This is a genomic window from Pseudomonas sp. 2995-3, assembly GCF_002742565.1.
Taxonomy (GTDB): domain Bacteria; phylum Pseudomonadota; class Gammaproteobacteria; order Pseudomonadales; family Pseudomonadaceae; genus Aquipseudomonas; species Aquipseudomonas edaphica.
Genome location: NZ_LJSB01000010.1, coordinates 1 through 228, shown reverse-complemented (window position 1 = coordinate 228; position 228 = coordinate 1). Strand labels below are relative to the sequence as shown.

At 34.6% G+C, this 228-nt stretch carries 1 protein-coding gene; it reads right to left on the bottom strand.

Annotation, left to right across the window (positions count from 1 at the left end; all coding sequences use genetic code 11):
• A partial coding sequence (locus AOA62_RS31675) for a hypothetical protein (protein ID WP_218244042.1) occupies positions 1-228 on the bottom strand: 228 nt, incomplete at both ends.

Sequence of the window (228 nt, the reverse complement as noted above, 5' to 3'; positions counted from 1 at the left end):
GCATCATTAAATGAATCATCTATTGTTAATAAAACCACATTCCCAGGAGTTTCCTCATCAATAGGTCTTACTGTAGATCCATCCATTTGATATATTTGCTCTTCAACTATTGTTTCATCTTCTACAACTTCTTCTTCATGAGTGTCTGCATGAGCTTCTTCAGTGGTTTCTGATTCCTCCACTTCATCATCCATATTAATGTCTTCTTCTTTTGAAGAATCATTAGGA